Consider the following 24,770-nt stretch of genomic DNA (forward strand, 5'->3'; position numbering starts at 1 on the left):
TGTAATTATCGGTTGAATCATGTTATCATAATTCACTCAGAAAATAAGATGATTCGGCAATTTTGATGGTTGCTGGATATGAATATAAAATATAGTTTGTTTGCTGCTCCACAGTAACGGGAGGTGTTCTTGGATTATTCACTTTTAATCGTATTGTTGGCGCTTTTGTTGGTTGTATTGCTGTTTATCCGCTTCAAACAAAGCGGAACGACACATAAAAAAACAACTAAGGTTGCCAAATCATCAATACATCATAACAAACCAAATCAAAAAGATGAGGATGTTGTTACTCCGGATTGGATGGATCAGGTCAATCAATCCGTTTCTAATACTGAACAACAGGATTGGGAATGGGGTGGTGGAGAGACCTCTGGCTCAACAGCATCAGTATCTGCCCAGGAAGTTGATCCTCTGACTGAATATCAGGTGTACAAACAGTTCGGTTATGAAAGCAAGGCTGCGGAGTCTTTAGCCGGGTATCTGAACGGATTAGGTGATGGAGCTCCCGAAAAGCTGGTTCATGAATTAATCGGGCTGAGTCTCCGTGTCGGTAATATCGATATGTTGGCTGATGCGTTGGAAAAACACGGATTGGTTTTGTCCGAAGAGAGTTTGGCTGAATACGTTAAGGTCGGTTTAATGACTGAGCCGACGCACTTGCGCCTGCGTGTTTTGGCGGAGGAGCGTTTGAGATGGAGCTTGCAGGAAATTGAGCGCAGAATTGGTGAAACTTCAGGAATAGAAGATTCTCCAGAATCGGATTCAACTTCATCAGATGATGTGCAGCACACTTCTCCAACTTCTCAAGCTTCAAAACGTTCTTTAATCGTGTTGGGAAAAAAAGAATTTAATGACATCACCCCTGAGGAAATGGGTGCAGTTATTGGGTTTGTTAAACCTGAGCACGGTGCGAAAATTTTGAAGGATAAGGTTGATTATAAAACGGCAGTACAACAATACAACCGTGCTATTCAAACCTCTCCAAAACCTGCCAGCTTAATTATTGATGCTTTGAAGTTGGACTACCAAAATGAAGAAATTGGTCAGTTTGCGCAACATTTATGGAAGCTTTATCACTCACTCGGCCAATATGGCCGCCAAGTGAAAGAACGTATGCTCGGCTGGGGATATAGTCTAGGCTATCATGAGGTTTTTGATGATTTGGAAAAGGGACCAAATGAGAACCGCGTAAAAGAAATCGGTTTGGCCAGAGGTTATTTGCAACCTACTTCTTTGCAAATGAAGGCAAAATACCGAGATTTGGTACAAAAAGACTCGTCCGTTATCAGCATGAATTCTTCACCTGCTGATGAGGCTCTAAAAGAAGTCGAGTCGCTATTGATGTATGGTCAGTTGGATTTGGCTGTTGATACTTTGGAGCAGGCCGTACTGCAATATCCGCAAGAGTCTCAGCTATATATCATGTTGTTTGATCTTTACGAAAGAGTTGAAGACTGGGCACGTTTGGAACATTTCTTACGCATCTTGCGTGAACGCGTTGTCAGTTTGCCGGAAGAGGTTATTTTGGCTATGAGCCGTTTGCTTCAACGCGTAAATCAATATTCAAAAAAATAAAATAACATTTAGAGAGTACCATCTATGGACAATCTGTTACCTAAAATTAAAACCATACGGGTTATGCTTTGTGATATGAAAGAGCAGCAGGAAGCTGTATTCCGTATGGCTTTCAAAATGCACAATACGACGAATTATCAAATTATTGGTACGGGTTCTGCTGAAAAGCCGGATTTGGTTCTGGTAGATACAGATACGGCTGACGGTATTGAGACTTGGAAAACGTTGAAAATTGAATATTCCGATATTCCAGTTGCGATGTTTTGCTCACAAGAACCTTCCGTGGAGACGCCATATCTCCCTAAACCGGTCAAATTTGATACCTTGTTTCCTGTATTGAGAAGTTTGGCTCAAGGTGGCAATGTTTTTAATCCTGCTGATAGTGAGGCAGCAAAACAAAATACTCAGGGTAATGGTAGTACCGAAGGGCGAAAAGCAACAATCAAACGGTTTAATCCGAATAAAGGATTGTTGGGAGCATTGAAGTTCGCTAGTCAAGGCCATCAGGATATTGCCGTTTTACATGAGGGCAAGCCGGTATTGATAGTTTTCCCAAGTATTCAGCGTGTTTTGTTGACTGTTAATGCGCATGATTTGGAGGGGCTTTGTAAAGATGACGATCTTTCTGTGGTATGCAAAGTAGTACCTGATAATCCTCAATGGAAGGAGAAAGCCAAAGTTACCATTATGTCTTGTCTGTGGCAGATGGCGATTTGGACTGCACAAGGTCGTCTGATTTATCCGATGACACCTCAAACTATTTTTACATTGAAACGTTGGCCCAATCTGACCAGGCTGGCTCCTGTGCCTGAATCTATGAGACTGTCCGCCTTTTTGACTAAAACATCGGTTAATCTGAATATCCTCTATAAGGTTATGCCGTTGGAGATGCCTGATATATTGAATTATCTTGCAGCTACCTCCGTAACCGGTTTCTTGGCAACGGACACTGAATACGCACACAATCAGACTAATGTTTCCGAACAAGTTGATGTAAATAGCAATGTGCCTGATAGTCAGATGGTAAAAGATGCTGAGAAGATTGCAGGACCGTCGCAAGAACAGCCACGCGGACTGCTGCAACGATTGATGCGTAAGTTATTGGGAAAACGATAAGAAGGACATGTAATGAAGGAAAATAAGATTATCTTTACCGGTCCGGTCGGAGTGGGTAAAACAACAGCTATTTCAGCTTTGTCGGATGAGCCTCCTGTGCAAACGGACGCATCAGCTTCCGATATGACATTGGTGCGAAAAGGTTATACTACTGTAGCAATGGATTATGGAGTTATTCATTTGGATGAAGAGGTGAAGGTCCACCTTTATGGTACACCGGGGCAGGAACGCTTTAATTTTATGTGGGAGATTTTAAGTCAAGGTAGTATGGGTTTGGTTCTACTTTTGGATAATACCCGTACTAACCCACTAAAAGACCTGCAATTTTTCTTAGAGGCTTTCCGTGAATTATTGAAAAAAGCCCCGCTGGTTGTCGGTGTCACCAAGATGGATATTCGATCATTGCCAAGCGTTGACGTTTATCAGAAATACTTGGCTCAAAACAATTTTAATGTGCCGGTATTTGAGATTGATGCTCGAAGAGAAGATGATGTAAAACAATTGGTAAGTGCAATGTTGTTCTCAATCGACCCGGGTTTAGAGGTATAAAATAAATGGAATCGACTCTTTCTTTACAATCAAATTTATATCCTAAAGTTACACCGGCAGGGGCATATTATGCGGTGACGAGTGATACTCCCAGTGCCAGCCGCACTTTGTTATATAGTTTGCTGAAAGCAAGCCCGACAGAGGTTATCAGCAGTGAGAAAATTTTGGCATGGGCAGATACGAGCGATATCAATACCGCTTTGAATTTACTGTACCGTCTACAACGCCTTGAATTTTTGTATGGTGATGAAAATGCCAGTAATGAGGATATGCATCTTACTGACGAGCAATTGCCTTCCTTATTGGAGCAACTTTCAAGCTCAGGTAAGGCATTATTGGCAGACGAGAACGGATTGTATTTTGCAAATGCGAATTTTCATCACGAGGCTGCCGAAGAGTTGGGGCTTTTGGCCAGTGAAGTGACAAAGATGGACAGCAGCCATCGCCTATTAATCCGTAATAATCTGCATATTAATAATAATGCATGGGGTATTTGCGATCCTTCAGGACAAAGTGAGTTGACTTTCTTCCCCTTATATATCGGTAATACCAAGTTGATTTTGGTTATCGGCGGTATGCCTGATTTGAACAAGGAGGCATTTGTAACCTTGGTCAAAGTTTTATACTACCGCTATGGAAGCCGTTAACACACTAGATACCGATTATTATTTTAGAATGGAATATGTATGCAACAATTATTGATTTCTGTATTGAGCGATTTGAATAATACCTCTCCTGATATTACTGCTTCAGCCGTTATTTCTACTGACGGTTTGCCTATTGCAACCATGTTGCCGACGCATTTAAATGCAGACCGTGTTGGTGCAATGTCGGCAACATTGCTGGCATTGGGTAACCGCTCCGTCCATGAGTTGGCTTGCGGTGAGCTTGATCAGGTCATGGTGAAAGGGAAGACAGGTTATATTTTGCTGAGTCAGGCAGGAGAAAACGCTGTTTTGGCTTTGATGGCAAGGGAAAGCGGTAAGCTGGGTTTGATTTTGTTAGATGCCAAGCGTGCTGCGAAGCATATTGCTGAAATTCTATAAATTCCGGTTTCCATCTGTATTTTGGGAACTTACGCCATTGTATTTTTTTAAAATAGTGTTGACGTAAGTTACTTCTTTCTCTATAATTCGCAATCTTTCCCCGATAGCTCAGTCGGTAGAGCGACGGACTGTTAATCCGCAGGTCCCTGGTTCGAGCCCAGGTCGGGGAGCCAAATATAAAAGCCTGATTGTTTCAGGCTTTTGTCTTATTTACTTAGAGGTCGTCTGAAATATTTCAGACGACCTCTCTCGCTTTTTATGATGTTTTAAATACGACGCATCCTTATTTATAGGAAATTTTCCAATCAGGAATACACAGCCTAATCCTTGATTCTTAGGGAAAATAGTGGTTCAAGAACGTTTAGCGTTATGATGCTTGTACTGTTGCTTTTTATTATATATGTTCATTTACTAAATAAGAAAATGCATAGGGTAGATATGTAGGATTTTTGAAGCAGTATAAGTGGATACGATTTTCAATAGTTTTCGTGTTTTTCATCAAACGACATCTTCTATGGGGAAATTCTCACAAGGTGTTCACGCTTGTTTTGGCTTTCGTCTTGAATCTGTTGCTTGGTGAACAAAAAAAGCTACTTGGAAAATTAAATGTTGGTAAATTCAAGGAAATCTTGGAAGTATTTTATATTTGTTTTTAGCAGGCAGAGTTGATGAATGATAAGATGGAAATGAATGAAAAAAGAGTGATGACATTAGATGACTGGATACGGCAGTCTCCACTACCGCGCATAGAGGCACGTATGCTTCTGCAAAAGTCAGGAGGTTACAGCCGTGTTCAATTAATAATGCAGGGAGCAGAAGCGATTCCGGCAGATGTTTTCGTGCGGTTGGAGAGTTTGGCGGAACGTCGTCTGAACGGTGAGCCAATGGCTTATATCATGGGTGGCCGGGAGTTTTATGGCCGTTGGTTTGAAGTCTGCCCTGATGTTTTGATTCCCCGTCCGGAAACCGAGCATTTGGTTGAAGCGGTTATCGAACATCTTCCGAAAAACGGACGGATTTGGGATTTGGGTACCGGTAGCGGAGCGGTTGCCGTTACGGTGGCATTGGAGCGGAAGGATGCAGAAGTACGCGCGTCTGATATTAGCAGGCAGGCTTTGGTTGTTGCCTGTCGAAACGCAGAAAATTTGGGCGCAGCAGTTGAGTTTGCATCAGGATCATGGTTTGATACAGATAAAACGTCGTCTGAAGACAAATATCGTTTTGACGTTATTGTTTCTAACCCTCCTTATATTGAGGCAGATGACAGCCATTTGAATCAAGGAGATTTGCGCTTTGAGCCTCAAACGGCATTGACCGATTTTGCCGACGGCTTGACCTGTATTCGGGAGCTGGCACAGCGTGCGCCTGAATTTTTGAAAGAGGGCGGGTGGTTGCTGTTGGAACATGGATATAACCAAGGTAGAGTGGTACGGCAGATTTTGTCGGAAAATGGTTTTACAGAGATTGAAACCCGACAGGATTTGGCCGGTTTAGACAGGCTGACTTTGGGCATCAGGCGACATATTGAATAAGAGTTTTGGTGGTTTGAATAATAAAAAACCAAACGTCAAATCCGTACACACCAATACAGTTTGGAATTTAAAAAGGTCATCTGAAAACCCAATTTTTGGTTTTCAGACGACCTTTTTTAAGATTACGCTTTACAAATCAAATTCAGCCACGACCGGCGCATGGTCGCTCGGGCGTTCTTGCGCGCGCGCGTCCAAATCGACATAAACGTCTTTCAACACGGCAGACAGGGCGGGGCTGATGAGCTGGTGGTCGATGCGCAGTCCGAGCTTGCGTTGGAACATTGCGCCGCGATAGTCAAACCAAGTGTAAAACGCGCCTTCGGGGTGGATTTGGCGCAGGCTGTCGGTCAAGCCCAAATCCAGCAGATTTTTGAACCACTGTCTCTCGATGGATGAGCAGTGGATTTTTTCATGCCATTTTTCAGGATCGTAGCAGTCGGCATCGGCGGGCGCGATATTGAAGTCGCCGAGCAAGACCAGTTTTTCGTGGCGGGTCATTTCGTCGCGGACAAATTCAGTCAATGCGGCAAACCATTGTTCTTTATATTGAAATTTCGGGCTGTCGAGGGCTTCGCCGTTGACGCAATAGACATTGATGACGCGCACGCCGTTGACGGTTGCGGAGATGACGCGGCGTTGCGGGTCGTCGGGCAGGGTAGGCAGACCGACGTGCACGTCTTGCGGTTCGCTGCGGCTGATGATGGCGACGCCGTTGTAGGTTTTTTGTCCGCTCCAAACGCTGTGCCAGCCCATCATTTGCAGGGCGGCAGCAGGAAATTTGTCTTGGTCGAGCTTGAGTTCTTGCAAGACGAGGACATCGGGCTGATGGTCGGCAAGCCAGTTTTGCACCTGCGGCAGGCGCACGTTGAGGGAATTGACGTTCCAAGTGGTGATTTTCATGCGGATTCCGTGTGTGAGGGTCGTCTGAAAAGCGTTTCGGGCTTTTCGGGCAAAATAAGGACAAAACAAAAGCGGTTCATGAAAACCGCTTTTGTTGGGTAAACGGGACGCTATTGTAACATTAGGGGATTTCGGCGGCTGCCGGTTTTGAAACAAAAATCCGTTTGAGAAAACAAGGCTCAACAGCCTTTAGGCGGCTTTACGGTTTTCCAAATGGCGCAGCGTATCGAGGATTGCGGCGGCTTCTTCGGATACCAGCCTGTATTCGATGATGCGGTGGTAGCGGGTGAAATCGATCAGACCTTCGGAGCGCAGGCGCGCGAGGTGGTTGGAAACGGCGGTCGCAGGCTGTCCGAGCGCTTCGGATAATTCGGCGATGCTGCGTTCGCTGTCCATCAGCATAAACAAAATGGTCATGCGTTCGGGGTTGGCGATGAGTTTGAGAAGGGAAGAGAGACGTTTGGTTTCCATGGTGTATGCCTTTCTGTTCGTGTAGTTTGATTTGAGAAGCATTACAAAAAGAAGATGATTGTGATTCTTCTTATATTTTTACGAAATTTCAAATGCTTACGTTTGTAAGTGTACATCAATCAGGCGCAAAAGAGAGCATTTGCGTTTAAATTTGCCGTAAATAATTGTTGTTTGAACAAATACCAATGTAATTTAAAATAGGCAAAAAAGACGATTTTTTAGAAATGAAAAACAAGGTTTAATTTATAAGGAAATGAAAAGGCAGATGTGTAGATTTGGATTAAAATTTAAAAAATAATTTATAAACAGATAAATATAAAAAGCAAAGCTGTTTTTCCGATATTTGTATTGATAGCAGACAGCTGTTTTTGAAAATTAACGAAGTTTTAGGGAAAGCCTTGGCTGTATGTTTTCAGTCTGTAAAAATTTTACAACAGTTACTATTAATTTTGTTATTTGATTTGAGGGTGCATCTTGATGGGGGCGGCGTGCAGACAGTCAACGAGGTATCGACTGCCTGCGTATTCGGCTATACAATCCGACCACCTTTCTTTGGTATACCTTTATGTATATTCTGATTACCTTTTTCTTCAAACTCTTCGCCGCCATGCCGCTGCGCCTGCTGCACGCATTGGCGGGCGTGTTGGGCTGCGCGGTTTATTATCTGCGCCGTGAGGATCGCGAACGCGTATTTGACAATATGCGGACGGCCGGTTTGCAGCCCGATGAAGCGGCGGTCAAGGCTGTGTTCCGCGAAACGGTCAAAGGCGGGTTGGAATTGCCCGTGGCTTTTTTCAGACGACCTGAAAGCATAGAAAAATTGTTTGTAGAAGTACGCGGATGGGAACATGTACAGGCTGCGTTGGATGCGGGCGAAGGATTGTTGTTTATTACCCCGCACATCGGCAGCTACGACCTTGCCGGACGGTATATCAGCCAACAGCTTCCGTTTCCACTTACGGCGATGTACAAACCGCCGAAGCTCAAAGCGATGGATGAAGTCATGCAGGCGGGGCGCGTACGCGGCAAAGGTAAAACCGCGCCGACCAGTATTCAAGGCGTTAAGCAGGTCATCAAAGCCTTGCGTGCGGGCGAAGCCACTATCATTTTGCCCGACCATGTCCCCGCGCCCGAAGAAGGTGGAGACGGTGTGTGGGCGGAGTTCTTCTGTAAACCGGCTTTTACCATGACGCTGGCAGGCAAGCTCTCGCAGGTAAAAGGGGTTAAGGCATTGTTTTTCTGCGGAGAACGCCTGCCGCAAGGACGCGGGTTTGTCCTACATATCGAACCTTTACGCAGCGAACTGAACGGCAATAAAGAACACGATGCGCGGGTAATCAATGAAAATACGGAATATTGGATACGCCGGTTCCCGACGCAATATCTGTTTATGTACAACCGCTACAAACAGCCCGCAGGTGCGCCGGAGCCTCCCGGGCATGGGTGAAAAAATGTGAAAGGTCGTCTGAAAACCTGGGGTTTGAGTTTTCAGACGACCTTTTTTAATCATTTTTGTGGACGGATTCCACGCTATGGGTTTGTTAGTAATTCGAGGTGGGGCACAAGATACGCCGTGCTTAGATTGATTTGAAACCCAACGAAAATCGGATAATTCGCAATGTTGGGTTCGACAATCCAATTTGCCTAAAGGTCGTATGAAAAGTATTTTCAGACGACCTTTTGCCTTGATGGCGCAGATGGTGGCGTGAGCTTTGCCTACGAAAATAGCGGGTAAAAGAGGTCGTCTGAAATTTTGGGTTTGATTCGTGGGCAAAGCCCATGCTATGGGTTTGGTGTGATTGGCGGGTGGATACGCGCTACGCGGTGGATGGCTAATCCCCTGTAATATCTGCTTTATCCGAGCTTCGCCACCTCCCCGAACACTTCCCGCCACAATTTCCTGACATTGCCGTAATGGGACAGCAATTCGTCGGTTACTTCGGTTTTTTCTGCGTCGCGCAGTTTGGTGTTGTGTTGCTGCTGGCGGTAGAAGCGGTAGGCGGTGCGGCTTTGTTCGGCGAGGGTTTTGCCGATGAGGCCGCAGTCGGCGGCGATGTTCAAGAGGGCGATGTTGCCGTAGTTGTCGAGGAGTTGCGGATATTGGCGGGCATGGGCAAGGATGAGGTATTGGACGATAAATTCGACGTCGACCACGCCGCCGCGCGCGTATTTGACGTTGCTGTCAACCGGCGGATGGGTGGGGAACATTTTTTCGCGCATTTCGATGATTTCGCCTGACAAGGCGGTTTGGTCGCGTTCGGCGGTGAGGATTTCGGTGCGGATGCGGTCGAAGGTCGTCTGAATTTCGGGTGTGCCACAAATAAAACGGGCGCGGGTGAGGGATTGGTGTTCCCATGTCCATGCGTTTTCGCGCTGATATTTTTCGAAGGCGGCGATGCTGTGGGCGAGGAAGCCGGCGTCACCGTTGGGGCGCAGGCGCAGGTCGGTTTCGTAGAGGCTGCCTGCGCCGGTGGCGGCGGAAAGCCAGTTGGTCAGGCGGCGGGCGAGGCGGCTGTACACGTCGCCCGCGTCGGGGTGGGGATCGTCGTAGAGGTAGACGAGGTCGAGGTCGGAGGCGTAGCCGAGTTCTTTGCCGCCGAGTTTGCCGTAGCCGACGACGGCGAATTGCGGGGTGTCGCGGTGTTTTTTGGGCATGTCCGCCCATGCGCACGGCAGGGCGGCGGTGAGGATGGTGTCGGCGAGGGCGGAGAGTTGGTCGGAGAGGGATTCTACCGTCCACAGTCCGGCGAGGTCTTGGACGGCGAGGCGGAAGACTTGGGCGTGCTGGAAGCGGCGCAGGGTGTCCATTTGCGCTTCGGTGTCGCCGCCGCAGGCTTTGAGGTCGTCTGAAAGGGCGGCGGCAAGGGCTTGCCAGTCGAACGCGGTATCCAAAAGCTGCGCGCTGATGAGTTCGTCCAGCAGAATCGGATATTTGCTTAGATACGCCGCCACCCATGAGCTTTGGCTCATAATCTGCGCCAGTTGCGCCAGGGTTTGCGGATGTTCGTTGAGAAAGGCGAGATAGGCGGAGCGGCGGTTGATGTTTTCGAGGAAGTCAAACAGCCGCATCAGCGTATCGGTCGGGTTGTTTTGCTCTGCCGCCGCCTGTACCAACAGCGGCACAATGGCGTCGAAACGCGGCTGGGCGTGTGCGGAGAGATGGCGGTATTTATGACCGTGCCGGATTTGGTCGAGCCTTGCGGCGATGGTTTCGGCATCGAACCCGTGTTCTTTCAGACGGCCTTGCCGCTCTTCTTCGTCGGGTTTTTCCTGCCATGCCCACTGCCATTCGCTGTTGTCCTGTGTTTGTTCTTCGGGTTCGCTCAAAATTTCGTTGAACAACTGATTGACCTTGTTACGATGAACGTTGAGGTCGTCTGAAAAGGCGGCGTAGCTGTCGAAACCCATGCTTTCGGCGAGCAGTTGCTGCTGTTCGGGCGAGGAGGGCAGGGTTTGGGTTTGCTGGTCGTCCCAGTATTGCAGGCGGTGTTCGACGTCGCGCAGGAAGCGGTAGGCGGCAAGCAGGGTTTCGACGTTTTCAGACGGCATGATGCCCAGCTCGGCAAGCTTCTTCAGCGTTTCCTGCGTGCCTTTCAGTTGCAGCGCGCGCATTTGCCCGCCGCGTATCATTTGGAAAATCTGGGCGATAAATTCGACTTCGCGGATGCCGCCCGCGCCGAGTTTGATGTTGTCTGCCATGCCTTTTTTGCTGACTTCGCTGCGGATTTGGCGGTGCAGGTTGCGCATCGCTTCATACGCGCTGTAATCCAGATATTTGCGGAACACGAAGGGGCGCACCAGCGATTTGATGTCGTTCGGATACGGGGTAACCACGCGGCCTTTGCACCACGCATAGCGTTCCCATTCACGCCCCTGCGTGATCAGGTATTGCTCCAGCGCGGTTTCGCTCAATACCAGCGCGCCCGAATCGCCGTCCGGCCGCAGCCGCATATCGACGCGGAACACCTGCCCGTCGGCGGTGATGTCGTTCAGCAGCGCAATCAGTTTCTGCCCGACTTTGGTGAAAAACTCCTGATTGCCCCGTTCGCGCCTGCCGTCGGTGTCGCCCGATTTGGGATAGACGAAAATCAAATCGATGTCGGAAGACACGTTCAACTCATAGCCGCCCGCCTTGCCCATCGCCACCACGCTCAAATGCTGCGGCGATTTGGTATAACGCCCGATCGGCGTGCCGTACATGTCCCGATAATAGGCGTAGGCGAAATCCAGCGCGGTATTGACGGCAAAATCGGCAAACAGCGTAATCGTGCGGGTTACTTCGTTTAAATCGCTGATGCGGTTTATATCGCGCACGATAATCTGCGACACGACATAACGGCGCAACTCGCGCAACTGCCGCGCCAATTCTTCATCGTTTTCTTCCGCGCGGATTTGGTCCCAATCGGCAAAGGCTTGGAAATCCGCTTCGGTTAAAACCTTGTCCAACATGGGCAGGAAAATTTCGGGCTTGAGTTTGCCGTTGTCGAGCTGGCGGGCGAGGAACAGGGAATGGCGGCGGGCGGTGTCGAGGCGGTTGTCGGACATTTCGGATTCCGTTTGGAAGGATGACGGGAATGTGATAGTGGATTCACTTTAAATCAGGACAGGGTGAGACAATGCCGTACCGGTTTAAAGTCAAGCCACTATATCATAGCAATCTTGGAGGTCGTCTGAAACAGTAAAACACCTTTCAGACGACCTTTGCAAAAGCTGACGGCAAAGCGTTTACATGGCAAAATACCGCCTGTTTGCAGGTCATCCGAATTTTTCAGACGACCTTTTACCCTCTTCAAAAGGAATCCCCATGTCTTTGCAAAACATCATCGAAACCGCCTTTGAAAACCGCGCGGACATCACCCCGACCACCGTTACCCCCGAAGTCAAAGAAGCCGTGTTGGAAACCATCCGCCAACTCGATTCAGGCAAATTGCGCGTCGCTGAACGCTTGGGCGTGGGCGAATGGAAAGTCAACGAATGGGCGAAAAAAGCCGTGTTGTTGTCGTTCCGCATCCAAGACAACGAAGTCCTCAACGACGGCGTAAACAAATACTTCGACAAAGTGCCGACCAAGTTTGCCGACTGGTCTGAAGACGAATTCCGCGCCGCCGGTTTCCGCGCCGTACCCGGTGCCGTTGCGCGCCGCGGCAGCTTCGTTGCCAAAAACGTCGTCCTGATGCCGTCTTATGTCAACATCGGCGCATACGTTGACGAAGGCGCTATGGTCGATACTTGGGCGACCGTCGGCTCTTGCGCCCAAATCGGTAAAAACGTTCACTTGAGCGGCGGCGTCGGCATCGGCGGCGTACTCGAACCGCTGCAAGCCAGCCCGACCATTATTGAAGACAACTGCTTCATCGGCGCGCGTTCCGAAATCGTCGAAGGCGTGATTGTTGAAGAAGGCAGCGTGATTTCCATGGGCGTGTTCATCGGACAATCCACCAAAATCTTCGACCGCACTACCGGCGAAATCTACCAAGGCCGCGTACCGGCAGGCTCGGTTGTCGTGTCCGGCAGCATGCCTTCCAAAGACGGCAGCCACAGCCTCTACTGCGCCGTCATCGTCAAACGCGTGGACGCGCAAACCCGCGCCAAAACCAGCGTCAATGAATTGTTGCGCGGTATTTAACCGGCGAACAGAAAAGGGGAGGTCGTCTGAAACAGCCCGAAACATAAACGGGCTTCAGGCAAACGGTTTCCCTGTTTGAATAGAAAAAGGTCGTCTGAAAAACCGGATTTCGGGTTTTCAGACGACCTCTTTATTTACGGTATGCAGCGATATTGCGTTGTATAGTGGATTAACTTTAAACCAGTACGGCGTTGCCTCGCCTTGTCGTACTATCTGTACTGTCTGCGGCTTCGTCGCCTTGTCCTGATTTAAATTTAATCCACTATATGACTTAAAATAGAGAAGTCAAAAAATATAATTTAAAACAATATATTATCCTGTTTTTCTAGAATTGTTGTATGCAATCGCGTATAATTCTGCGATTAATTTGTTTAACGGTCGTATCAGACGCATGCCGTCTGAAACCGGATACAGGAGCCCAATTACCATGATGACCTTATATTCAGGCATTACCTGCCCGTTCAGCCAACGCTGCCGTTTCGTGTTGTACGAAAAAGGCATGGATTTTGAAATCAAAGATGTCGATATTTTCAACAAGCCCGAAGACCTTGCCGTAATGAATCCGTACAATCAAGTACCTGTTTTGGTTGAACGCGACCTCATCTTGCACGAGTCCAACATCATCAACGAATATATCGACGAACGTTTCCCGCATCCGCAACTGATGCCCGGCGATCCCGTGATGCGCGGACGCGGGCGTTTGGTGTTGTTCCGCATGGAAAAAGAATTGTTCAACTTCGTCCATGTTTTGGAAAACTCCAACGCGACCAACAAAGAACAGGCTAAAGCGCGCGAAGCCATCGGTAACGGGCTGACAATGCTGGCTCCTGCTTTTGCGAAGAGCAAATACATCCTCGGCGAAGATTTTTCTATGATTGACGTAGCGCTGTCTCCTTTGTTGTGGCGGCTTGATCATTACGACATCAAACTCGGCAAATCCGCCGCACCTTTGTTGAAATACGCCGAGCGCATTTTCCAACGCGAGGCTTTCATCGAAGCACTGACGCCCGCCGAAAAAGCCATGCGCCGATAAGCTTCCGAAAGGAGATACCATGACGACTTCGACCAAGCCCTATCTGCTTCGTGCCTTATATGAATGGTGTATCGATAATAGCCAAACGCCGCATCTGGTCGTTTGGGTTAACGAACATACCCGCGTACCCATGCAATATGTCCGCGACAATGAAATCGTACTGAATATCGGCCCGACCGCCAGCCATAATCTGAATATCGATAGCGATTGGATCAGCTTTTCCGCCCGTTTCGGCGGAGTGGCGCACGATATTTGGATTCCCGTCGGTCATGTCATAAGCATCTTCTCACGCGAAAGCGGGGAGGGGATGGGGTTCGAAGTCGAGCCTTACGAGGCGGATGCTTCCGGTAAGGAGGCGCAGCAGGAGCCGGCGGCAGATAAGCCGACTGACGGAGAACCCGCCAAGTCAGGCAAGGTATTGAAGTTCGTCAAATAAAACGAAAGGTCGTCTGAAAGTAGATTTCAGACGACCTTTTTACTCATATGCATGATCTTTCAGGTTGGGTTCTTTAGAGGAAATTACGTTATCCGTTTGCCCAAGATAACCACATCCGCTTCAAATGTTTCCAAATCGCACACTGCGGGCAATCTGCCCCATTCTTGAAAACCGAACGAGTGGAAAAGATGCAGGCTGGGGTGGTTGTGTCCGAAAATCACGGCCAAAACGTTTTTAATGCCCAAGGAGGGCGCACGCTCCAACATATTGCGCAGCAGGATTTTACCGACGCCGACCCCGCGCATATTGTGTCGGACATAAATACTGATTTCCGCACTGATGTGATACGCGTGGCGCGGATAATAATCGCTGAAGCTGCCCCATGCCAGCAATTCGCCGCTATGGTTTTTCAAGACATAAAGCGGACGTTTGCCGGAATGTGCTTCAAACCAAGGCTTGCGGGTTTCGATGCTGACGGGCGATAAATCGGCGGTAGATTGGCGCGCTTCAATCGTACTGTTGTAGATTTCGACAATGTCGGGCAGGTCTTCTGTTTTCGCTAGAGTAATCGTATATTCCATTTTCAGGCGACCTGACGGCTATTGGATGAGTTTGGAAATGGTTTTAAAGGCAGGATGTTTCGCATCCCCCATCAGGTTGAATAATAGGCTCTCAACGTTGGATACGGCGGCTCCGGCAGTAAGCATCTGCTGCAAGGCATTGTCTTTGTTAAGCGCGTTTCTGGAGGTGGTGCATTCGTAAGGAATGTGGACGCGGATATTGTGCTTGAGCAAGTCCAAGGTCGTCTGAAGCATACAGATGTGCGCTTCCGCACCGATTAAGATGATGTTTTCGATTTGTTTCTCTTTCAGAATAGCCATGACTTCGGGTGATGCGGCGGAAAAACGGGTCTTTTCAAATATCGGCGTATTGTGCAGAAGCAGGGATATGGCGGGAGTCGTTTTACCCAAACCCTTCGGATATTGTTCCGTTGCTGCAAACGGTATGTTTAGAGCCGACAAGCCTTGCAGCAGGATGCGGCAATGTTCGACCATTTGTTCGCTGCCGTGCAATGCGGGCAGCAGGCGTTCCTGAATATCGACAATCAGGCAAAGCGTATTTTCCGTGTTCATTTGGATTTCCTTTCAGACGACCTAGGTAGGAGAGATTTTTGTATCATTGCCACACAATACAGTAAAAGTACTTAAAATCAGTTTATTTTAAGAAAAATAAACACCATGGCAGGACAGTTTGCCAAAGTGTTCTGTATTATGCAAAGGCTTTTCAGGGTTTCCGCTTCTAAGGGATCTGGGAGAGCTGATTAAAACAACTTTGAAAATCACACGGAGGTAATATTATGGGATGGATTGTTACGATCATCATCGGTTTTATCGTCGGCGTCTTGGCAAAATTCCTGCATCCCGGCAGAGAAAATTTAGGATTCATTATGACTACTCTCTTGGGTATAGCCGGATCGGCTTTAGCCGGATTCGTAGGTCAAAGTTTAGGTTGGTATCGTGTAGGCGAGCCTGCAGGATGGATTGCATCAACCATTTTTGCAGTAATTATTTTGGCAGTTTATACCCGTTTTTTGAGAATCCGTTAATAAATATGGATTAAAATAGGGGTTGGCTTGTCGGTCTGTCTCTTTAAAGCGTAATATAAATACCATACTGTTATTTTCTTTCTAAAAGAAAAGGTAGTATGGTATTTTTTAATTCTTTTGGGTAAAAGAAAGAAATACGGCAAGGGTAACTGAATATTTAAAGATAAAAAGAAAAAATCCTGCATGATATTTGCAGGATTTTTATTTTGGGGTGGCTGATGGGGCTCGAACCCACGACAACTGGAATCACAATCCAGGGCTCTACCAACTGAGCTACAGCCACCGTAAAACTAAAATTTTGGCACGCCCGACAGGAATCGAACCTGTAACCCCCGACTTAGAAGGTCGGTGCTCTATCCGGTTGAGCTACGGGCGCTCATGCCGATTCGTGCTAAAGCATTATTGGTCGGGGCGGTGGGATTCGAACTCACGACCCTCTGCTCCCAAAGCAGATGCGCTAACCGGGCTGCGCTACGCCCCGACTTGAAGAATGAAACTATACAGATAGGTTGGTGAAAGGTCAACTGTATTTTTAAGTTTGTTTTTATTTATTTTCCTATCTTTCTATTTTTTATTAAGATTTATTTTTATGGGTATGTCAGGAAACAGAATGGGAATATGAGTTTGAATGTGCAGGAATGTGGTTTTACGGGATGTGTCAAACCGGTTTAAAAATGCGATAATCGCCGATATTGTTCATTTTGATTGGGAAGGATGGTTTATGGCTGCACAATTAATCAACGGTAAAGAGGTGTCGGTCAAAAGACTGGCAAAAGTTGCCGAAGCGGTGGTAAAGCGTCAGGAAGATGGTTTGCGCGAACCTTGTTTGGCGGTCATTCTGGTGGGTAATGATCCTGCCAGTGCGGTATATGTCCGCAATAAAAAGCTGGCTTGCGAAAAATGCGGTATCCGTTCTTTGTCTTATGAGCTGCCCGAATCGACTTCCCAAGAAGAGTTGTTGGATTTGGTAGGGCGGTTGAATGAGGATGATGCTGTAGACGGTATTTTGGTGCAGCTTCCGTTGCCGGCACATATCGACAGTCAGGCCGTTCTGGAAAATATTGTTCCACATAAGGATGTGGACGGCTTCCATCCTTACAATATAGGACGGCTGGTGGTGAAAATGCCGCTGATGCGGCCATGTACGCCCAAAGGCGTAATGACGCTTTTGGAAGAATACGGGGTCGATCCAAAAGGGAAAAAAGCGGTTGTTGTCGGTGCTTCAAATATTGTAGGCAGGCCCCAGTCTTTGGAACTATTGTTGGCACGCGCGACGGTAACGGTATGCCACAGTGCGACGCAGAATCTTGCTGATGAAGTGGCTGCGGCGGATATTTTGGTCGTCGGCGTGGGTATCCCGAATTTTGTTAAAGGCAGTTGGATTAAGCCCGGTGCGGTTGTGATTGATGTCGGTATCAACCGTTTGGAAGATGGCAGTTTGTGCGGTGATGTGGAGTTTGATGTGGCAAAGGAACGGGCGGGTATGATTACCCCTGTTCCCGGCGGCGTCGGTCCGATGACGATTGCGACGCTTTTGGAAAATACCTTGCACGCGGCTGCACTGCATGACTGAATGATTTAAATTGTTATGGAAAAGCCGAGCCGGAATACACGGGAGGAATACAGTATTCCGCGTGTTCCGGCTTGGCTTTTTGATGTTGTGGTAAAGGTCGGCGGATTCGCATTTGAAGTGCAACTTTCCATAACAGAAAAAGGCCAGCATGCGGCAGCATACGGCCTTTCCTGCAAGAAAGATTGCCATGAGCTACACACAACTGACCCAAGACGAACGATACCATATCCAATACCTGTCCCGCCACTGCACCATCGCCGAAATCGCCAAACAACTTAACCGCCACAAAAGCACCATCAGCCGCGAAATCAAGCGGCACTGCATCCAAGGACAGCAATACAGCGCCGAAAAAGCACAGAAGCAAAGCCGGCTGACCAAACAGCACCGGCGAAAACCCTATAAGCCCGATTCGCAGCTGGTTCAACACATCGACACCCTTATCCGCCGCAAACTCAGTCCCGAACAAGTATGCGCCTATCTGCATAAACACCACGGGATCACACTCCATCACAGCACCGTTTACCGCTACCTTCGCCAAGACAAAAGCAACGGCGGCACTTTGTGGCAACATCTCAGAATATGCAGCAAACCCTACCGCAAACGCTACGGCAGCACATGGACCGGAGGCAAAGTGCCCGACCGCGTCGGCATAGAAAACCGACCTGCCATCGTCGACCGGAAAACCCGCATCGGCGATTGGGAGGCCGACACCATCGTCGGCAAAAATCAGAAAGGCGCGTTATTGACCTTGGTCGAACGCGTTACCCGCTACACCATCATCTGCAAATTAAAGAACTTAAAAGCCGAAGACACTGCCCGGGCGGCCATTAGGGTATTAAAGGCATATAAAGCCAGAGTCCACACCATCACCATGGATAACGGCAAAGAGTTCTACCAACACACCAAAATAGCCAAAGCATTAAAGGCAGAAACCTATTTTTGCCGCCCTTACCATTCGTGGGAGAAAGGGCTGAATGAGAACACCAACGGACTCATCCGGCAATATTTCCCCAAACAAACCGATTTCCGAAACATCAGCGATCGGGAGATACGCAGGGTTCAAGATGAGTTGAACCACCGGCCGAGAAAAATACTTGGCTGCGAAACGCCAAGTGTTTTATTCTTAAATCTGTTCCAGCCACCGGTACCCTGGTGTTGCACTTGAAATCCGAATCCAAGGTCGTCTGAAATCAGTCGGTACATGATTGTCCCTTACGATTTCAGACGACCTTTTTTATTTTTTCAACAGGTGCAGCAGATATTGGCCGTATTGGTTTTTTGCCATCGGGCGGGCGAGTTCTTCCAAACGCTCGTCTGAAAGCCAGCTGTTGCGCCAAGCGATTTCTTCGAGGCAGGCGACTTGCAGGTCTTGGATGTTTTGCACGGTTTGGACGAATGAGGCGGCTTCGTGCAGGCTTTCATGCGTACCGGTGTCCAACCATGCAAAGCCGCGCCCCAAAAGCTGGACGGATAATGAACCGTCGTCAAGATACATTTGGTTGAGCGTGCTGATTTCGAGTTCGCCGCGTGCGGAGGGTTTGACTTGTTTGGCAAATTCTACGACGCGGTTGTCGTAGAAATATAAGCCCGTTACCGCCCAGTCGGATTTGGGCTGTTTCGGTTTTTCTTCGATGGATAAGGCATTGAAGTTTTCGTCAAATTCCACGACGCCGAAACGTTCGGGGTCTTTGACCTGGTAGCCGAACACGGTGGCGCCGTGTTTTTTAGAGGCAGCTTGCTTCAGGGTTTGGGAAAACGACTGGCCGTAGAAAATATTGTCGCCCAAGACCAAGCAGACGTTGTCGTTGCCGATAAACTCTTCACCGATGATGAATGCTTGCGCCAAGCCGTCGGGGCTGGGCTGCTCTGCGTAGCTGATGGAGATGCCGAAATCGCTGCCGTTGCCGAGCAGTCGTCTGAAAGAGGGATTGTCTTCGGGGGTGGTGATGACTAAGATTTCGCGTATTCCTGCCAACATCAATACGGACAGGGGGTAGTAAATCATGGGTTTGTCGTACACGGGCAGGAGCTGTTTGGATACGCCGCGCGTGATGGGGTAGAGGCGCGTGCCGCTGCCGCCGGCAAGGATGATGCCTTTCATAAGTTTCTCCTGAAGGGGTGTGTTTTAGATTTTCAGACGACTTCCCTGACTGAGAAGGTCGTCTGAAAACTTATTTTCCTGTTCCTAAACGTTCCAAGCGGTAGCTGCCGTTCAATACATTTTGCCACCAGGTTTTATTGTTCAAATACCATTGCACCGTTTTGCGGATGCCGGATTCGAACGTTTCCTGCGGTTTCCAGCCCAGTTCCCTGCCGATTTTGGCGGCATCAATGGCGTAGCGCACATCATGGCCGGGGCGGTCTTGCACAAAAGTAATCAAGTCTTCGTAACGCGCCACACCGTCAGGTTTTTCGGGAACAAGTTCTTCCAACAGGGCGCAGATGGTTTTAACCACTTCGATATTGGCTTTTTCATTGTGCCCGCCGATATTGTAGGTTTCGCCGACGACGCCTTCGGTAACGACCTGATACAACGCGCGGGCATGGTCTTCGACAAACAGCCAGTCGCGGATTTGCATCCCGTCGCCGTACACGGGCAGGGGCTTGCCGTCGAGCGCGTTCAGAATCATCAATGGAATGAGTTTTTCAGGGAAGTGGTACGGACCGTAGTTGTTCGAACAGTTGGTTACGATGGTCGGCAGACCGTAGGTGCGCAGCCATGCACGCACAAGGTGGTCGCTGGATGCCTTGGAGGCAGAGTAGGGGCTGGACGGAGCGTAGGGCGTAGTTTCGGTAAACAAATCGTCCGTGCCGTGCAAATCACCATAGACTTCGTCGGTGGAAATATGGTGGAAACGGAAGGCTTCGCGTTTTTCAGACGACATCTGTTGCCAATAGGCGCGCGCAGCTTCCAGCAGGTTGAACGTGCCGACGATGTTGGTTTGGATGAATTCGCCGGCGGAATCGATAGAGCGGTCGACATGACTTTCCGCTGCCAAGTGCATTACGGCATCGGGCTGGTGTTGTGCAAACACGCGGTCAAGTTCGGCACGATCGCAAATGTCCACTTGCTCAAAAGCGTAACGGGGACTGTCGGCTACGTCGGTCAGTGATTCGAGATTGCCCGCGTAAGTTAATTTGTCGAGATTGATGACGGAATCTTGGGTATTTTGGATGATGTGGCGGACAACTGCAGAGCCGATAAAGCCCGCGCCGCCGGTAACGAGGATTTTTTTCATGGGATGGGTCTAAGATACAGTACAGCCTCGAATTATAACTGTATCTATTTTTTTTGCAGCTTAAAATTTAACTTAATGTTACGTAATTTTCTATTGGTTCTATTTTTCTTTACAGGCATGTAGCGTTTTTTATGACATAAAGGAACAACCCTGTTGTTTTAAATTCAATTTGATAATGTAACTGCTTTTTTAGGGCAAAGACTTTTCGCATGTGGCGGGAGTTGGGCGTGCCGGAACATAAAATGCGTCCTGCCATATATCTTGCTTTTGCCGATATGGTGCTCGGTATGATTCCTGTTGTCGGTACGCTTATCGATATTTTCTTGCAACCGAGCCGCCGTACTTTGAAAGTCATCAATGAATATGTGCGCAGCGAGTATGGCGTGGATCGTGACCTGCATTTGGAGTGCCCGTTTATGCACGCGGCTTTGGAGAAGAAACAGCAACAATCAGATTTTTGGCGCAAACCTGTTGCGGCTTGGTTTTATCTGCATCTACCGGATTTTTTTGGTTTGATTGTGTTGGTGTTGATGGGCTGGATAACGGTGCAGTAAGTAAATGGGCGTGGAGCGGTATGACTTATCTGTTTCACGCTGTTGCCGGTTGGTTTTGAATGTTTGTGATTTGAATGGAGATATATAGCAGGTTAAGTTTGAATCAATATTGCGTTTTAATGTCCGAGGTATAGGGAGAATTGCTCTCTAAGTATGAGCGTACCAAGTGTATGAGCGTACCAAGTGGACTGGTTTCGTACTGTCTATACTATCCGCGATTTTGCTCTAATTTAAACTTAACCTGCTATATTTAAAACATACGTTTAGGTTTTGCTTCCTAAAGGCGCAGACAATGACAAATCACTGACTTAATTGATGTCCAAACGTTCCATACGGTAGCGCATGGAGCGGAAGCTGATGCCCAAAAGCTTGGCTGCCTGAGTGCGGTTGTAACGGGTTTGCTGCAACGCTTGTTCGATAATGCCGCGCTCGATTTGGTCAAGGTAATCTTGAATCTGCATGGTGCGCGGGTCAAACGGCGGAAGCGGTTGGTGATCCAACGTTTCACCTTTTCGTGTTTCGGAATCGGCGATGTCGTCAAGGCTGAGGTTTGGATGGTCGTTTTTGGGCGTCGTCGTGTTTTGGATTTGCAAATCATCCAACTGGATAACTTGTCCGACAGTCAGGGCGACGGCGCGTTCGAGGATGTTTTCGAGTTCGCGGAAGTTGCCGGGATAGCTGTAATGCAGCAGGGCTTCTTGCGCTTTGGGACTGAGTTTGTAGGTTTGCGTACCGTGGCGGTGTTTATAGAGCAGGTACAGAATCAGCGCCCCCAAGTCTTCACGCATTTCGCGCAGGGGCGGCATATGCAGGGTAACGACGTTGAGGCGGTAATATAAGTCTTGGCGGAACGCGCCGCTGTCAACGAGGGCTTCAAGGTTCTTGTGGGTAGCGCAGATGATGCGGACATCGACGAAAGTTTCGCGGGCATCACCGATGCGGCGCACGGCTTTTTCTTGGATGGCACGCAGGAGTTTGACTTGCATAGCAAGCGGCAAGTCGGCAACTTCGTCGAGGAACAGCGTTCCGCCGTCGGCGTGTTGGAAGAAGCCGAGACGGTCTTGGTCGGCGCCGGTAAAGCTGCCTTTTTTGTAGCCGAAGAATTCGCTTTCCATCAGGTTTTCAGGAATCGCGCCGCAGTTGACGGCGATAAAGGGCTTGTCAGCACGATCGGACAATTCGTGGATGGTACGCGCAGCCTGTTCTTTACCGGTACCCGATTCGCCGGAAATGTAAACGGGCACGCCGCTGCGGGCGAGGCGGCGGATCAGGTGGCGGACTTCGACCATTTGGGGCGAACTGCCGAGCAGCCGCGGCATATCTTCTTCGCCGCCTAATTCGGGCACGTCTTCGTTCGCACGCATGGCGATTTCGCCGGTGGCAAAGCGTTCTTTCATGGAACGCAGGCTTTCGGGTACGGAGACAGAACCGCTCAAGTCGCGTTTGGGCGGCTTGGGCGGAGTTTTGGGCTTGTTGAATGCGGCAGCAACAGGCGCGGACGGTTTTTCGGTTGGAGGCTGGGCAATTTCGTCCGTGCTGTTGGAAACAGAAACGGCAGATTTAACCAGCGAACGCAGTTGGGAAAGGGTAATCGGCTTTTGCAGGTAGTCAAACGCGCCCGCATTAAGGGCTTCGACCGCCTGGTCGGCATTACCGAAAGCGGTAATGACGGCGACAGGGGTGTCGAGCATGAGTTCGTCTATGTATTGGACGACTTCGAGGCCGGAGCCGTCGGGCATTCGCATATCGGTCAAGACAAGGGAATAGTCGTTGTTGTCGAGCTTGTCTTTGGCATCTTCTACGCCGACGGCGGTCTGCACGCGCAACCCCATCTTCATCAGCGTCATTTCCATCAAGTCACGGATGTCGGCCTCGTCGTCGACGACCAATACTGGGTCTTGCAGCTTACTCATTGTGTTCTCTCGGTAAAATCAGTTCGAATCCGTTCATTTCGGGGTGGTAATGGAGTTGACCCATATTGGCGTGTGCCAGTTCGCGGGCAACGTACAACCCCAATCCCGTACCCTGTTTTTCCGTGGTGTAGAACGGCTCGAAGAGATGGTTGCGGACTTCGGGCGAAATGCCTTTGCCGTTATCGGCAACGACGATGGAAATGTGCATCCTGCCGCTGGGGCGGATCAGGACGGTAATCGCGTTTTCGTCCTGACGGCTGTGCCGCCACGCGTTATTGCAGAGGTTCCACATGATTTGTTGGATGTGCATCACATCAGCGAGGACGGTAAGGTTGTTGCCGTCCATGTTCATGCGCAGGCAGCCGATGGCTTCGGAATTGTTGAGCGTGAACTCTTGTTTGAAGTCGAGCCAGAATTTCATCAGGTTGATCGGCTCGCGGCTGATATTGTCGCGTTTGTTGAGTAAAGAGATGTCTTCCAACATTTTATCGATGCGCTGGATGTTGCTGTCGATGATGCCGCAAAGCTTGGCTTTAACGGGATCGGGTTCGGCATCGTCATCACTTTCTTGCAGCAAATCGCTGGCGTGACGGATGGCGGACATCGGATTACGGATTTCGTGGGCGAGGTTCGCGGTAAGCTGTCCGAGCGAGGTGAGCTTGGTGGACATTGCCTCTGCCGCGACTTCGCGCAGCGAACGGACATACAGCATGAGCAGTTCCGTCTGTTCCTGAATCAGCGGGACGGCGCGGACGTGCATGGCGTGTTGGAAGATGTGGATATCGGTTTCAAACGGTTTGTCGGGATGATATTGCCAGCGTGTAACCAATTCGCCGAATACGACTTCCTGCTGGTCAACCACCAAACCGGGGAAATAGGTTTTTGCCTGTTTGTTGAAAAGCCAGACGCGCTGGGTGCTGTCGATGACGATAACGGCTTCCTGCACGCGGTTGAGAACGAGGCGGTTCAACCCGCTGATGCGGCGGTAGGCAAGCTGATGGCGGCTGGCAGATTCGGTTGCCTGCTCCAGATAGCGGGCAGCAAACGAAGTCAGCATGGCGACAAGGTAACACGCACCGCTGAGCAGAACCGTAGTAATCAGAGGCTGCGTATCCCAATCAAACGGATGCAGACGGATGCTGCCGTCAAGCAGCAGATTGAAGAAGAACAGCATGGACGCATAACCTGCGTACAGCATGGGGTAATGCCCGTAGCTGAGGAGGCAGGACGTCGCGACGAAAGGAAGGACAAGGATGCCGAAGCCCGAATCGACTCCGCCGGCGATATACACCAGTATCATCATCATCGAAATATCGACGACTGCGCTGGCATTGGGCAAATCCAAAGTCTGCCATTGCCAGTCCGGACGGGCGACGGATAACAAGATGAGGAAAGAATACAGCGCTGCCCAGCTGTAAAATTCGACGGGAGGGAATGACATGCCGATATGGGTGCCATTACTGTAAACGCCGAAAGCATGCATGACCAACAGCGGCAGCACGATGGCAATGCGGGCAATATTGATTAAACCGGGTATCCGCTCGCTCAGGTTTCCCAGTTCCTGAAAGCCGGACTTACTCATATCCGCAACCCTTTTTGTT

The 24,770-nt window shown here is 49.1% G+C and carries 24 protein-coding genes and 4 tRNA genes; 15 read left to right on the forward strand and 13 right to left on the reverse strand.

Annotated features, from left to right (window positions below; genetic code table 11):
* Window positions 1-123: 123 nt before the first annotated feature.
* From RSJ68_12175 to prmC, 7 genes are all read left to right on the forward strand, one after another.
* Window positions 124-1,575 (forward strand): 23S rRNA methyltransferase, encoded by a 1,452-nt coding sequence (locus tag RSJ68_12175; GenBank protein WNU97127.1) that lies wholly within the window; start codon window positions 124-126, stop codon window positions 1,573-1,575.
* 24 nt (window positions 1,576-1,599) lie between these two features.
* Window positions 1,600-2,691: a response regulator gene (locus RSJ68_12180; GenBank protein WNU97128.1), complete on the forward strand. Its 1,092-nt coding sequence runs from the start codon at window positions 1,600-1,602 to the stop codon at window positions 2,689-2,691.
* Between the two features lie 12 nt (window positions 2,692-2,703).
* Window positions 2,704-3,240: an ATP/GTP-binding protein gene (locus tag RSJ68_12185; protein WNU97129.1), complete on the forward strand. Its 537-nt coding sequence runs from the start codon at window positions 2,704-2,706 to the stop codon at window positions 3,238-3,240.
* Window positions 3,241-3,245: 5 nt separating this feature from the next.
* Complete coding sequence (locus RSJ68_12190; GenBank protein WNU97130.1) at window positions 3,246-3,887, forward strand: peptidase M23; 642 nt, start codon at window positions 3,246-3,248, stop codon at window positions 3,885-3,887.
* Between the two features lie 39 nt (window positions 3,888-3,926).
* Window positions 3,927-4,286 (forward strand): roadblock/LC7 domain-containing protein, encoded by a 360-nt coding sequence (locus RSJ68_12195; protein WNU97131.1) that lies wholly within the window; start codon window positions 3,927-3,929, stop codon window positions 4,284-4,286.
* Between the two features lie 97 nt (window positions 4,287-4,383).
* A tRNA-Asn gene (locus RSJ68_12200) sits at window positions 4,384-4,459 on the forward strand.
* Window positions 4,460-4,990: 531 nt separating this feature from the next.
* Window positions 4,991-5,818, forward strand: a complete 828-nt coding sequence (prmC, locus tag RSJ68_12205; GenBank protein ID WNU98409.1) for a peptide chain release factor N(5)-glutamine methyltransferase — start codon at window positions 4,991-4,993, stop codon at window positions 5,816-5,818.
* 129 nt (window positions 5,819-5,947) lie between these two features.
* On the opposite strand, the gene xth is transcribed toward prmC, so the two are convergent.
* Both xth and RSJ68_12215 read right to left on the reverse strand, forming a co-directional pair.
* Entirely contained in the window at window positions 5,948-6,718 is a 771-nt protein-coding gene (gene xth / locus RSJ68_12210) for an exodeoxyribonuclease III (GenBank protein ID WNU97132.1), read from the reverse strand.
* 189 nt (window positions 6,719-6,907) lie between these two features.
* The gene (locus RSJ68_12215; GenBank protein ID WNU97133.1) at window positions 6,908-7,189 is read right to left on the reverse strand and encodes a metalloregulator ArsR/SmtB family transcription factor; all 282 of its coding nucleotides are present in this window, start codon (window positions 7,187-7,189) and stop codon (window positions 6,908-6,910) included.
* A 565-nt stretch (window positions 7,190-7,754) separates the two neighbouring features.
* Between RSJ68_12215 and RSJ68_12220 the strand changes: the two genes are divergently transcribed.
* Window positions 7,755-8,636, forward strand: a complete 882-nt coding sequence (locus RSJ68_12220; protein ID WNU97134.1) for a lysophospholipid acyltransferase family protein — start codon at window positions 7,755-7,757, stop codon at window positions 8,634-8,636.
* 407 nt (window positions 8,637-9,043) lie between these two features.
* Here the strand turns inward: RSJ68_12220 and glnE are convergent, their stop codons facing one another.
* Complete coding sequence (glnE, locus tag RSJ68_12225) at window positions 9,044-11,734, reverse strand: bifunctional [glutamate--ammonia ligase]-adenylyl-L-tyrosine phosphorylase/[glutamate--ammonia-ligase] adenylyltransferase (protein WNU97135.1); 2,691 nt, start codon at window positions 11,732-11,734, stop codon at window positions 9,044-9,046.
* A gap of 98 nt (window positions 11,735-11,832) precedes the next feature.
* The gene (locus tag RSJ68_12230) at window positions 11,833-11,982 is read right to left on the reverse strand and encodes a hypothetical protein (GenBank protein ID WNU97136.1); all 150 of its coding nucleotides are present in this window, start codon (window positions 11,980-11,982) and stop codon (window positions 11,833-11,835) included.
* An 11-nt stretch (window positions 11,983-11,993) separates the two neighbouring features.
* Here RSJ68_12230 and dapD point away from each other — a divergent pair, with 11 nt between their 5' ends.
* From dapD to RSJ68_12245, 3 genes are all read left to right on the forward strand, one after another.
* A complete protein-coding gene (gene dapD / locus RSJ68_12235; protein WNU97137.1) occupies window positions 11,994-12,815 on the forward strand; it encodes a 2,3,4,5-tetrahydropyridine-2,6-dicarboxylate N-succinyltransferase in 822 nt (273 codons plus the stop codon).
* A 427-nt stretch (window positions 12,816-13,242) separates the two neighbouring features.
* Window positions 13,243-13,848, forward strand: a complete 606-nt coding sequence (locus tag RSJ68_12240) for a glutathione S-transferase N-terminal domain-containing protein (protein WNU97138.1) — start codon at window positions 13,243-13,245, stop codon at window positions 13,846-13,848.
* 19 nt (window positions 13,849-13,867) lie between these two features.
* Window positions 13,868-14,284 carry a ClpXP protease specificity-enhancing factor gene (locus RSJ68_12245; protein WNU97139.1) on the forward strand — a complete coding sequence of 139 codons (417 nt, stop codon included), beginning with the start codon at window positions 13,868-13,870 and terminating at the stop codon, window positions 14,282-14,284.
* 83 nt (window positions 14,285-14,367) lie between these two features.
* Here RSJ68_12245 and RSJ68_12250 read toward each other — a convergent pair whose 3' ends face one another.
* Window positions 14,368-14,865 (reverse strand): N-acetyltransferase family protein, encoded by a 498-nt coding sequence (locus RSJ68_12250; GenBank protein WNU97140.1) that lies wholly within the window; start codon window positions 14,863-14,865, stop codon window positions 14,368-14,370.
* Window positions 14,866-14,883: 18 nt separating this feature from the next.
* Window positions 14,884-15,417 carry an isochorismatase family protein gene (locus tag RSJ68_12255; GenBank protein WNU97141.1) on the reverse strand — a complete coding sequence of 178 codons (534 nt, stop codon included), beginning with the start codon at window positions 15,415-15,417 and terminating at the stop codon, window positions 14,884-14,886.
* Window positions 15,418-15,641: 224 nt separating this feature from the next.
* Between RSJ68_12255 and RSJ68_12260 the strand changes: the two genes are divergently transcribed.
* Complete coding sequence (locus RSJ68_12260) at window positions 15,642-15,890, forward strand: GlsB/YeaQ/YmgE family stress response membrane protein (protein WNU97142.1); 249 nt, start codon at window positions 15,642-15,644, stop codon at window positions 15,888-15,890.
* A 207-nt stretch (window positions 15,891-16,097) separates the two neighbouring features.
* Here the strand turns inward: RSJ68_12260 and RSJ68_12265 are convergent.
* The 3 genes from RSJ68_12265 to RSJ68_12275 form a co-directional block, all read right to left on the reverse strand.
* Window positions 16,098-16,173, reverse strand: a tRNA-His gene (locus RSJ68_12265).
* A 16-nt stretch (window positions 16,174-16,189) separates the two neighbouring features.
* Window positions 16,190-16,266 (reverse strand) — tRNA-Arg (locus RSJ68_12270).
* A 27-nt stretch (window positions 16,267-16,293) separates the two neighbouring features.
* Window positions 16,294-16,371: transfer RNA gene (locus tag RSJ68_12275), tRNA-Pro, on the reverse strand.
* Window positions 16,372-16,611: 240 nt separating this feature from the next.
* Here RSJ68_12275 and folD point away from each other — a divergent pair.
* Together folD and RSJ68_12285 are read left to right on the forward strand one after the other, a co-directional pair.
* Window positions 16,612-17,463 (forward strand): bifunctional methylenetetrahydrofolate dehydrogenase/methenyltetrahydrofolate cyclohydrolase FolD, encoded by an 852-nt coding sequence (gene folD / locus RSJ68_12280; GenBank protein ID WNU97143.1) that lies wholly within the window; start codon window positions 16,612-16,614, stop codon window positions 17,461-17,463.
* A 187-nt stretch (window positions 17,464-17,650) separates the two neighbouring features.
* Window positions 17,651-18,628, forward strand: a complete 978-nt coding sequence (locus RSJ68_12285; GenBank protein WNU97144.1) for an IS30 family transposase — start codon at window positions 17,651-17,653, stop codon at window positions 18,626-18,628.
* A 69-nt stretch (window positions 18,629-18,697) separates the two neighbouring features.
* Here RSJ68_12285 and rfbA read toward each other — a convergent pair whose 3' ends face one another.
* Window positions 18,698-19,564 (reverse strand): glucose-1-phosphate thymidylyltransferase RfbA, encoded by an 867-nt coding sequence (gene rfbA, locus RSJ68_12290; protein ID WNU97145.1) that lies wholly within the window; start codon window positions 19,562-19,564, stop codon window positions 18,698-18,700.
* A gap of 70 nt (window positions 19,565-19,634) precedes the next feature.
* Window positions 19,635-20,702 carry a dTDP-glucose 4,6-dehydratase gene (rffG, locus tag RSJ68_12295; protein WNU97146.1) on the reverse strand — a complete coding sequence of 356 codons (1,068 nt, stop codon included), beginning with the start codon at window positions 20,700-20,702 and terminating at the stop codon, window positions 19,635-19,637.
* Between the two features lie 209 nt (window positions 20,703-20,911).
* On the opposite strand from rffG, the gene RSJ68_12300 reads away from it, so the two are divergent.
* Window positions 20,912-21,256: a DUF4112 domain-containing protein gene (locus tag RSJ68_12300; protein WNU97147.1), complete on the forward strand. Its 345-nt coding sequence runs from the start codon at window positions 20,912-20,914 to the stop codon at window positions 21,254-21,256.
* 308 nt (window positions 21,257-21,564) lie between these two features.
* Here the strand turns inward: RSJ68_12300 and RSJ68_12305 are convergent, their stop codons facing one another.
* Window positions 21,565-23,169 carry a sigma-54 dependent transcriptional regulator gene (locus tag RSJ68_12305; GenBank protein ID WNU97148.1) on the reverse strand — a complete coding sequence of 535 codons (1,605 nt, stop codon included), beginning with the start codon at window positions 23,167-23,169 and terminating at the stop codon, window positions 21,565-21,567.
* The gene (locus RSJ68_12310; protein WNU97149.1) at window positions 23,162-24,751 is read right to left on the reverse strand and encodes a HAMP domain-containing sensor histidine kinase; all 1,590 of its coding nucleotides are present in this window, start codon (window positions 24,749-24,751) and stop codon (window positions 23,162-23,164) included. The genes RSJ68_12305 and RSJ68_12310 overlap by 8 nt, the downstream gene beginning before the upstream one ends.
* Window positions 24,752-24,770 lie beyond the last annotated feature (19 nt).

The organism is Neisseria sp. DTU_2020_1000833_1_SI_GRL_NUU_006, from assembly GCA_032388755.1.
Classification (GTDB): Bacteria; Pseudomonadota; Gammaproteobacteria; order Burkholderiales; family Neisseriaceae; genus Neisseria; species Neisseria sicca_C.

Bases quoted from the DNA above. Each gene is read 5' to 3' on its own strand.
- RSJ68_12180 (WNU97128.1), top strand. From the start codon at position 1,600: ATGGACAATCTGTTACCTAAAATTAAAACCATACGGGTTATGCTTTGT.
- RSJ68_12185 (WNU97129.1), top strand. From the start codon at position 2,704: ATGAAGGAAAATAAGATTATCTTTACCGGTCCGGTCGGAGTGGGTAAA.
- RSJ68_12190 (WNU97130.1), top strand. From the start codon at position 3,246: ATGGAATCGACTCTTTCTTTACAATCAAATTTATATCCTAAAGTTACA.
- RSJ68_12195 (WNU97131.1), top strand. From the start codon at position 3,927: ATGCAACAATTATTGATTTCTGTATTGAGCGATTTGAATAATACCTCT.
- prmC (WNU98409.1), top strand. From the start codon at position 4,991: ATGACATTAGATGACTGGATACGGCAGTCTCCACTACCGCGCATAGAG.
- xth (WNU97132.1), bottom strand. From the start codon at position 6,718: ATGAAAATCACCACTTGGAACGTCAATTCCCTCAACGTGCGCCTGCCG.
- RSJ68_12215 (WNU97133.1), bottom strand. From the start codon at position 7,189: ATGGAAACCAAACGTCTCTCTTCCCTTCTCAAACTCATCGCCAACCCC.
- RSJ68_12220 (WNU97134.1), top strand. From the start codon at position 7,755: ATGTATATTCTGATTACCTTTTTCTTCAAACTCTTCGCCGCCATGCCG.
- glnE (WNU97135.1), bottom strand. From the start codon at position 11,734: ATGTCCGACAACCGCCTCGACACCGCCCGCCGCCATTCCCTGTTCCTC.
- dapD (WNU97137.1), top strand. From the start codon at position 11,994: ATGTCTTTGCAAAACATCATCGAAACCGCCTTTGAAAACCGCGCGGAC.
- RSJ68_12240 (WNU97138.1), top strand. From the start codon at position 13,243: ATGATGACCTTATATTCAGGCATTACCTGCCCGTTCAGCCAACGCTGC.
- RSJ68_12245 (WNU97139.1), top strand. From the start codon at position 13,868: ATGACGACTTCGACCAAGCCCTATCTGCTTCGTGCCTTATATGAATGG.
- RSJ68_12250 (WNU97140.1), bottom strand. From the start codon at position 14,865: ATGGAATATACGATTACTCTAGCGAAAACAGAAGACCTGCCCGACATT.
- RSJ68_12255 (WNU97141.1), bottom strand. From the start codon at position 15,417: ATGAACACGGAAAATACGCTTTGCCTGATTGTCGATATTCAGGAACGC.
- RSJ68_12260 (WNU97142.1), top strand. From the start codon at position 15,642: ATGGGATGGATTGTTACGATCATCATCGGTTTTATCGTCGGCGTCTTG.
- folD (WNU97143.1), top strand. From the start codon at position 16,612: ATGGCTGCACAATTAATCAACGGTAAAGAGGTGTCGGTCAAAAGACTG.
- RSJ68_12285 (WNU97144.1), top strand. From the start codon at position 17,651: ATGAGCTACACACAACTGACCCAAGACGAACGATACCATATCCAATAC.
- rfbA (WNU97145.1), bottom strand. From the start codon at position 19,564: ATGAAAGGCATCATCCTTGCCGGCGGCAGCGGCACGCGCCTCTACCCC.
- rffG (WNU97146.1), bottom strand. From the start codon at position 20,702: ATGAAAAAAATCCTCGTTACCGGCGGCGCGGGCTTTATCGGCTCTGCA.
- RSJ68_12300 (WNU97147.1), top strand. From the start codon at position 20,912: ATGTGGCGGGAGTTGGGCGTGCCGGAACATAAAATGCGTCCTGCCATA.
- RSJ68_12305 (WNU97148.1), bottom strand. From the start codon at position 23,169: ATGAGTAAGCTGCAAGACCCAGTATTGGTCGTCGACGACGAGGCCGAC.
- RSJ68_12310 (WNU97149.1), bottom strand. From the start codon at position 24,751: ATGAGTAAGTCCGGCTTTCAGGAACTGGGAAACCTGAGCGAGCGGATA.